The 9,114-nt window shown below is 32.6% G+C and carries 6 protein-coding genes; 5 read left to right on the forward strand and 1 reads right to left on the reverse strand.

The genetic code is table 11. From position 1 onward, the window contains the following. Positions 1-238: 238 nt before the first annotated feature. Positions 239-682 (reverse strand): MarR family winged helix-turn-helix transcriptional regulator, encoded by a 444-nt coding sequence (locus I6U48_RS26225; RefSeq protein ID WP_218323470.1) that lies wholly within the window; start codon positions 680-682, stop codon positions 239-241. Between the two features lie 250 nt (positions 683-932). Here I6U48_RS26225 and I6U48_RS26230 point away from each other — a divergent pair, with 250 nt between their 5' ends. The 5 genes from I6U48_RS26230 (at position 933) to hydF (ending at position 8,964) form a co-directional block, all read left to right on the forward strand. Next, complete coding sequence (locus I6U48_RS26230) at positions 933-3,176, forward strand: ABC transporter ATP-binding protein (RefSeq protein ID WP_218323471.1); 2,244 nt, start codon at positions 933-935, stop codon at positions 3,174-3,176. Then, positions 3,173-5,035 carry an ABC transporter ATP-binding protein gene (locus I6U48_RS26235; RefSeq protein ID WP_218323472.1) on the forward strand — a complete coding sequence of 621 codons (1,863 nt, stop codon included), beginning with the start codon at positions 3,173-3,175 and terminating at the stop codon, positions 5,033-5,035. The genes I6U48_RS26230 and I6U48_RS26235 overlap by 4 nt, the downstream gene beginning before the upstream one ends. A 387-nt stretch (positions 5,036-5,422) precedes the next feature. After that, positions 5,423-6,040, forward strand: a complete 618-nt coding sequence (locus I6U48_RS26240) for a nucleoside-triphosphatase (protein WP_218323473.1) — start codon at positions 5,423-5,425, stop codon at positions 6,038-6,040. Positions 6,041-6,267: 227 nt separating this feature from the next. Further along, entirely contained in the window at positions 6,268-7,665 is a 1,398-nt protein-coding gene (locus tag I6U48_RS26245; protein WP_218323474.1) for an aspartate ammonia-lyase, read from the forward strand. Positions 7,666-7,725: 60 nt separating this feature from the next. Next, entirely contained in the window at positions 7,726-8,964 is a 1,239-nt protein-coding gene (gene hydF, locus I6U48_RS26250) for a [FeFe] hydrogenase H-cluster maturation GTPase HydF (RefSeq protein ID WP_218323475.1), read from the forward strand. Positions 8,965-9,114: the final 150 nt, after the last annotated feature.

The raw sequence follows: 9,114 nt of genomic DNA on the forward strand, positions 1-9,114 counted from the left end.
TAAAAAAGCTAAGAATCTTTGATAACTCGCTCTGCTCAAACAATCAAATCTTCTAAGCTTTTTCAAAAGTATGAGCTAAGACTTGTATCAAAAGTATTTAAATGTGTCTTCCAGAATGTAAATATATCCCTACGTATAAGTTAAGTGTCTGGTGTGGTTATCTATAGTTCATCAGTCTCCTTTTGATTAATTTGAAGTTTGCATAATGCAAGTTTATTTTTTTATACTAAATATAAGATTACTCTACCTTTAAAATTATATCTGTAATTCCAATCACATGCTCGCTTAGAGCTTCTAAATCCTCAGAATTAAGAGAGGATATTTTTTTTGCCAAACTAGCTTTTATTGCATTTTCCTGTGTTTTTATAAATTCATGGGCTTTATCTGTTAACTCAATTCTTAGTACCCTTCTATCATTTGGATCATTGGATCTATTAAGCATACCTTCGCTAATTAACTTATCAATTATAGGTGTCATATTAGATTTTGATATTCCAAGCTTTTTAGCAGTATCAGAAATAGATGAAATACCACATCGTGCAAGATAAATTATAACCTTGACATGTGAAGGGGGAATGGGAAGATTTTTTATTACATCATTTGGATGAAAAATTTTATTATGTAAATATAACATCAGATTATATAAGTCTCCAGAAAGTTTATTAAGCTGGTCAGTGTTCATATTGTGTCCTCCTTAGGTAAATTCTATAGATTTACTTATATTATAATGCATTCACAATTGTTATACAATATGGAAAGTTATAAAAACAGAAAAGTTATTGACATATAAATATTATTTAAATATAATAGTTATGAAAACATAATTAAATGTGACTGGAAACAAAAAAATACAAAAAATCATAACGAATAAAGAAAAGATAAGAAGTTAAAACTAAATAAAATTAGAAAAATGAAATGGAGAGATGAATTGAATGATAAAAATAATAAGGCATTTAAAACCGTTTATAGCCTCGATATTCGTGGTTATATGTCTTCTATTCGTACAAGCCATGTGTGACCTAGCATTGCCAGATTACATGTCACATATTGTTAATGTAGGAATTCAACAGGGGGGAGTAGAGAACGCAGTACCCAAAGTAATTCGTAAAAGCGAATTTGATAAAATCAAGCTCTTTATGAATGAAGATGATAGGAAAAAGGTAGAAGATAGCTATATACTTTTAGATAAGAAAAGCCTTTCTAAAAGTGAATTTGAAAATTACTTAAAAGATTATCCTGAGCTTGATAAAGAGCAGCTTTACAAGCTTAATACAAAAGATAACAATTTGATTAGTGAGCTTAATGCTATATTTGGTAAACCACTGTTAATTACTCAAGCAATCGAAAAGGGCGGAATATCAGCTTTAAGTAGTGGAATGCAAGGAAGCAAAGTACCAACAAAACTTCCGAAAAATACAGACCCTTTTGTAATAATTTCAAAAATGCCTCAAGAGCAAATTAATGCAATGAAAGAGCAATCAAATGAGAAACTTAAAAATATGCCAGAAAGCATGATTACACAGTCGGCGGTTACTTTTATCCATAGTGAGTATAAAGCTATAGGTATAAATACAGATAAGCTTCAATCAAATTATATTCTTATGGCAGGTGGTAAAATGCTGCTTCTAGCCTTGGTTAGCATGGTGGCTACAGTTGTAGTTGGTCTACTTGCAGCAAGGGTAGCTGCGGGATTAGGTAGGAATCTTAGAAAAAAAGTATTTAGAAAAGTTACAAGTTTTTCTAATTCAGAATTCGATAAGTTTTCTACAGCATCTTTAATCACAAGGAGCACAAATGATATTCAACAGATACAGACGCTTATGGTAATGCTGCTTAGAATAGTATTTTATGCGCCGATTTTAGCAATAGGAGGGGTTATAAAGGTACTTAATACAGACGTATCAATGGGATGGATTATAGCAGTTGCAGTTATGGCTGTGTTAACCTTAGTTATCGTTTTGTTTAGTATAGCTATTCCAAAGTTTAAGAAAGTCCAGAAGTTGGTAGATAAGATAAATCTAATAACACGTGAATCGTTAATAGGTATGTTAGTTATACGTGCTTTTAATAATCAAAAATATGAAGAAAATAAATTTGAAAAAGCAAATCAGGATTTGACAAATAATAATTTATTTATAAGCCGTCTAATGACATTTATGATGCCAATGATGATGTTTATAATGAATGGAGTTTCCTTACTTATAATTTGGGTGGGTGCACACCAAATTGATGCTGGAAATATGCAGGTTGGTAATATGATGGCATTTATGCAATACGCAATGCAAATAATCATGGCATTTTTAATGATTTCTATGGTATCAATTATGCTCCCTAGAGCTTCAGTATCAGCACAGCGTATAGGAGAAGTATTAGATACTGATGTTATTATTAATGATCCAAAGGAATTAAAAAAGTTTCCTTCAGACAAGAAAGGATATATAGAGTTTAAGAATGTCAGCTTTAGATATCCTGGTGCAGAAGAAGATGTACTTTCAAATATAAGCTTTACCGCAAAACCAGGGGAAACTACCGCTTTTATTGGAAGTACAGGCAGCGGCAAATCAACACTGATAAACCTAATTCCACGTTTTTATGATGTTACAGAAGGAGATATATTAATAGATGGTATTGATATAAGAAACGTATCTCAGAAAGAATTAAGAGAAAAAATTGGTTATGTGCCTCAGAAAGGAATTTTATTTTCAGGTACTATAGAAAGCAATATTAAATATGGTAAGAGAGAGGCTAGTGGAGATGAAATAGCGAAAGCAGCAGAGATAGCTCAGGCTATGGAATTTATAAGTTCCAAACCTGAAAGTTTTAAGACAGAGATATCTCAAGGTGGCACTAACGTTTCAGGAGGTCAAAAACAAAGACTTTCTATTGCTCGTGCTCTGGCTAAGAAACCTGAAATATTTATTTTTGATGATAGTTTTTCAGCTCTTGACTTTAAGACAGATGCGGCATTACGTAAGGCGTTAAAGAGTGAAATTTCAGAAAGTACTATACTAATTGTTGCACAAAGAATAAGTACAATAATTAATGCAGATAAGATTATTGTACTTGACGAAGGTAGCATAGTAGGAACTGGTACTCATAAAGAACTTATGGAGAACTGTGAAGTATATAAGCAAATTGCTTTATCACAACTTTCAAAGGAGGAACTTTCATCATGAGCGATAAAAAAATAAATAATAAGAGACCAGGTGGTTTTGGTGGTGGTCCTATGGGTGGTATGGGAACGGTTGAGAAGGCAAAAAACTTTAAGAGCACTATGGGTAAGTTACTTCAGTATCTAAAGCCATACAGAATATCATTAATTATCGTAATTATTTTTGCAATAGGTAGTGCAGCATTTTCAATAGTAGGCCCTAAGATTTTAGGTAAAGCTACAACAAAACTTTTTGAAGGCTTAGTAAGTAAGGTAATGGGCGTACCAGGTGCAGCTATAGATTTTGCTTATATAGGAAATATCGCAATTTGGCTTCTTGGATTATATGTAATCAGTGCTGTATTTTCTATAATACAAGGATATATAATTTCAGGAGTAGCACAAAAGGTATCTTATAATTTAAGAAAAGAAATTTTAGAAAAAATAAATCTTATGCCGCTTAAATATTTTGATAGAAAAACTCATGGAGAAGTACTTTCAAGGATTACTAATGATGTCGATACTGTGAGTCAATCCTTAAATCAAAGTATGTCACAGATAATAACATCAGTTGTCACAATAATAGGTGTATTGATTATGATGTTATCAATAAGTTGGCAAATGACACTAGTGGCATTACTGATACTGCCAGTATCAATGATATTAATATTAGCAGTTGTAAAAAAATCACAAAAATATTTTAAATCTCAACAAGAATATCTAGGCCACGTTAACGGTCATGTAGAAGAAATTTATAGTGGCCACAATATAATGAAAGCATTTAACAGAGAAGAAGAAGCTGTTGAAGAGTTCGAAGAACTTAATAATACATTATATAGTTCTGCATGGAAATCGCAATTTTTATCTGGAATGATGATGCCTATAATGAGTTTTATAGGTAACATAGGTTATGTAGGTGTATCTATTTTAGGTGGATGGCTTGCTATAAAGAAAACTATTGAAGTTGGAGATATTTTATCCTTTGTTCAATATGTTAGAAGTTTTACTCAGCCAATAGCTCAAGTAGCTCAAATATCTAATGTTTTACAATCTACTGCCGCAGCGGCTGAAAGAGTCTTTGAATTCTTAGAAGAAGAGGAAGAAGTTGAAGAAGTAGAAAATCCAGTAAAACTAGAAAAAGTTAGAGGAGAAGTTACTTTTAAAGATGTTCATTTTGGATATAATTCGGATAAGATAATAATAAATGATTTCTCCACTCATATTAAACCAGGGCAAAAGGTGGCTATTGTAGGGCCGACTGGAGCTGGTAAAACTACTATAGTTAAGCTTCTAATGCGCTTTTATGATTTAAACAGTGGGTCTATATTAATTGATGGTCATGATATAAAAGATTTTACAAGAGAAGATCTACGCAGTATGTTTGGTATGGTACTTCAGGATACGTGGCTATTCAATGGTCCAATAATGGAAAACATCCGTTATGGCAGACTTGATGCCACTGATAAAGAAGTAATTGAAGCAGCTAAATCAGCTCATGTTCACCACTTTGTAAAGACTTTACCAAGTGGATATAGTATGGAATTAAATGAAGAAGCAAGCAACGTATCTCAAGGGCAAAAACAGCTATTAACTATTGCCCGTGCACTTTTAGCAGACCCTAAGATATTAATACTTGATGAGGCAACAAGTTCAATTGATACTCGTACAGAAATCCTTATTCAAAAGGCTATGGAAAACTTAATGAAAGGAAGAACAAGTTTTATTATTGCACATAGATTATCAACAATACGTGATGCAGACTTAATTCTTGTAATGAAGGATGGAGATATAGTAGAGCAAGGTAATCATGAAGAGCTATTAAAAGCTAATGGATTCTATGCTTCACTATACAATAGCCAGTTTGAAAATGCAGATGCTTCATAATTATAGATAACCACGGCCGAAAGTAGACTTACACTCCGGTATATGTTTCCAAGCTTCAGCACGATAAAAACTTTTTATATATGCTTTCAGCTTTGGAAACATATACCTGAGCATAGGTCTGCTTTCTAGTGTGTTTATCTATATAGAGTTATAAAACTAAAGACATACAATTCTCTAATGCTAATTAGACAACCTCTCTCTAAAATTATATAAGATGAATAGGAATAATGTTAGTTTTTATGACATTGTTCATTAATTGTACGGAAGTATTTGTAAGGCGCATACTTACATAAAATGCAATATTATTATAAAATTTTTATTGAGACCACAATATAGGATTCTAAGGTTCAATAGTAATTAGGTAATCAGTTATGGCGTGTTTTTTAAATGTCAGAAGAAGATTTTTTTGCAGCTGAAAGATGTATGAATTTTATAGGTAGTCTTAAATTTTGTTTGAGGGTGATTAAAATTAAAAATATTTTTCTTACAGGTCAGATACGTATAGGAAAGAGTACTTTATTGAATCATACTTTAGAAAAAATAAATGGTAAAATAGATGGCTTTAGGACACTTCGATATTATGAGGAAAATGAGTTAAAGGGATTCTATATGAAAGGTTTATGTGAGCAAAATCAATCTAAAGAGTTAGCTTTTATTGGTCATTGCTTGGGGGAAAATCAATTGAGAGCTGTTTCTAAAACCTTTGATACTTATGGAGTGGAGATTTTGAACAATTGTCTGAATAAAAAAGTGGATTTAATAGTTATGGATGAATTGGGATTTTTAGAAAGGAATGCAAAGCTTTTTCAGAATAAAGTGTGGGAAGCTTTAGATTCCCACATTCCTGTGTTTGGAGTATTAAAGCAGAAAGATGCATCGTTTTTGCAATCAATTCGCAATAGAAAAGATGTGGAGCTTGTTTTAGTTACTTTGGAAAACAGAAATGTTATGTTTGAAACAATTATGAATAAGGTGAGAAAGGCAATGATGATTAAGAAGGTTTGACTTCAAAAGCACAGAGCATTCAGTTGAAGAAATTTACTATATATCAGTTGGGGACATCACAATTGAATACATTAATATTACTAGAGAAAGCTAAAATAATGAGTCTTTATTCTTTTATGGATAAAGGCTCTTTTATATTATTCATATATTATATTTAGTGTAATAAAATGCTATAATGTTATTAAAAGAATATTGCAAGATTTTGTTGCAGAAAAGGAGGCATTGTTGTGGCAGATAGAATAGAGAAGGATTTAATTGGTGAAAAGTTGATTGAAGACCCAAGCTATATTGGAATAAATACAGCAAGAGCTCTAGAAAATTTTAATTTGAAGAGTAAAACTGTAAACCTTAATTTGATTAAAGACATTGCACTTATTAAAAAAGCAGCGGCTATGGTAAACAAGAATCTAAAGAAGCTTCCAGTAGAGAAAGCCGATGCAATAATACAAGCAAGTGATGAAGTAGTAGATGGAAAATTTGATTGCGAATTTAGAGTAAGTGCGTTTCAAGGCGGTGCAGGTACCTCCACGAACATGAATGTTAATGAAGTGATAGCAAATAGAGCTATAGAAATTCTTGGTGGAGAAAAGGGTGATTACAGCATAATTCATCCTCTAAATGATGTTAATATGTCCCAATCCACTAATGATGTATATCCTACAGGACTTAGAATTGCGGCAATTCGTCTTATAAGGAAACTCAGTAACTCTTTGGCAGATCTTCAAGAGGCGCTTCAAATAAAGGAAAATGAGTTTTCAGATATAATAAAGCTAGGCAGAACTCAACTTATGGATGCTCTACCTATGATGATTGGGCAAGGTTTTGGTGCCTATGCAAAGGCGGTTGAAAGAGATCGATGGAGAATATATAAGGTAGAGGAAAGACTTAGACAGGTAAACTTAGGAGGAACTGCCATAGGAACCGGTTTAAATGCCACAAATAAATTTATATATATGATAACTGACGTTATTCAAGATTTAACGAAGCTTGGAATTGCAAGATCAGATTTTCCGATGGATATAACCCAAAATTGTGATGTTTTTGTAGAAGTTTCTGGACTTTTGAAATCTTGTAGTGTTAATCTTTTAAAAATTTCAAATGATCTTAGACTATTGGGTTCAGGTCCAAAGGGAGGTATAGGAGAACTAAAATTACCAGAAGTACAGGCAGGGTCAACAATTATGCCAGGAAAGGTAAATCCCGTTATTGCAGAGATGGCTGGACAGGTGAGCATGAGAGTAATTGCAAATGATAGTGCTATTACATTGGCAAGTTCAATGGGACAGCTTGAGCTAAATGCGTTCACTCCGTTAATTGCTGAGAGCCTTTTGGAGTCTCTTGAACTTTTAAATAATGCAGTCATCATATTTAGAGAAAGATGTATAGAGGGAATTAAAGCAAACGAAGAAAAGTGCAAGGAAAATCTTGAAAAATCTACTGCCATGGTAACAGCGCTTGTTCACCATATAGGCTATGACAAATCAAGCGAAATAGCGAAACAAGCTTTAAGGGAAGGAAAAACTATAAGAGAAATACTTTATGAAGAGAACATACTTCCAAAGGAAAAAATAGATGAAATATTAAATCCTTTTGAAGTAACAAGACCTGGAATTCCAGGTAAATAGGTAGGAGGCATGACAATTAATAATTGTCATGGGCAGATAAGAAATACAGGAGGGATAAGAATGAGCTTAAATGAAACACCACGTTCAGAGAGAGTACATATTGCACTTTTTGGTATGAGAAATGCAGGAAAGTCCAGCATAATAAATTCAATAACTGATCAGGAAATAGCTATTGTATCAGATGTTAAGGGTACGACAACAGATCCAGTTTACAAGGCTATGGAGATATTACCTATTGGACCTTGTGTAATTATAGATACTGCAGGTCTTGATGATATAGGAGAATTAGGAGAACTTAGAAAGAAAAAAACTTTGGAAGTTTTAGATAAAACTAATATCGCACTAGTAGTAATCGATTTATCTGTTGGAGTTATGGAATACGATAAATTTATAATAGAGCAGATTAGGGAAAAGAAAGTTCCTGTTATTGCAGTATTAAATAAAATAGACAAAATTGATGTAAAAGAAGAGCAAATAAATGCCTTAAAGAAGGAATTAAATATACCTATGGTACTTGTATCAGCATCTACTAAAAAAGGAATAAAGGAATTAAAAAATAAGATTATAAGTATTCTTCCAGAAGAAGAAGATAAGTTTAAAATTGTAGGTGACTTAATAAAACCAGGAGATTTTGTTGTACTTGTTGTACCAATAGATAAGGCAGCACCAAAGGGAAGACTAATATTGCCGCAGCAGCAAACCATAAGAGATATATTAGAAAGTGATGCTATGGCAATAGTAACTAAAGAGTACGAGCTTAAAGAAACTTTGGAAAATTTGGGAAAGAGGCCAAAGATAGTAATTACAGACTCTCAAGTATTTTTGAAGGTAGCAGCAGACACCCCTAAAGATATTTTGATGACATCTTTTTCTATACTATTTGCCAGATATAAAGGTGACTTAGTAGAGCTTATAAAAGGAGTTAAGGAAATAAAAAAATTAAAGGATGGAGATAAAATTCTTATAGCAGAAGGCTGTACTCATCACAGACAGGCTGATGATATAGGAAGAGTAAAAATCCCTAGATGGATAAGACAAATTACAGGTAAGAAAGTTGACTTTGAATATTCAGCAGGAGTAAGCTTTACTCAAGATGTCAAAAAATACTCACTAATAGTTCATTGTGGTGGATGTATGTTAAATAGAGCTGCAATGGTCAGCAGAATTGAAGGGGCTAAAGAATTTAATGTACCAATTGTAAACTACGGAATATTGATTGCATATGTTCATGGTATTTTAGATAGAGCCTTAGATCCATTTCCACTTGCTAAAATGACGTGGGAAGAAGAGGAAGAATAAAAACTCAAATATAGACACCCACGGCCGACACTTAACTTATACCACGAGAATTATTGGTGATATTCGGAAGATATAAATATATTTTTAGAGGACAATTGACAGAAGACATAGGACAGAGAAGGTGAGTTTTGGGAACATCCATAGATTTGT

This window comes from Clostridium thailandense, assembly GCF_019207025.1.
In the GTDB taxonomy this organism is placed as follows: Bacteria; Bacillota; Clostridia; order Clostridiales; family Clostridiaceae; genus Clostridium_AM; species Clostridium_AM thailandense.

What these genes read in the sequence shown, in the direction of transcription:
- I6U48_RS26225 (WP_218323470.1), bottom strand. Translation starts at nt 682, where the DNA reads ATGAACACTGACCAGCTTAATAAACTTTCTGGAGACTTATATAATCTG.
- I6U48_RS26230 (WP_218323471.1), top strand. Translation starts at nt 933, where the DNA reads ATGATAAAAATAATAAGGCATTTAAAACCGTTTATAGCCTCGATATTC.
- I6U48_RS26235 (WP_218323472.1), top strand. Translation starts at nt 3,173, where the DNA reads ATGAGCGATAAAAAAATAAATAATAAGAGACCAGGTGGTTTTGGTGGT.
- I6U48_RS26240 (WP_218323473.1), top strand. Translation starts at nt 5,423, where the DNA reads ATGTCAGAAGAAGATTTTTTTGCAGCTGAAAGATGTATGAATTTTATA.
- hydF (WP_218323475.1), top strand. Translation starts at nt 7,726, where the DNA reads ATGAGCTTAAATGAAACACCACGTTCAGAGAGAGTACATATTGCACTT.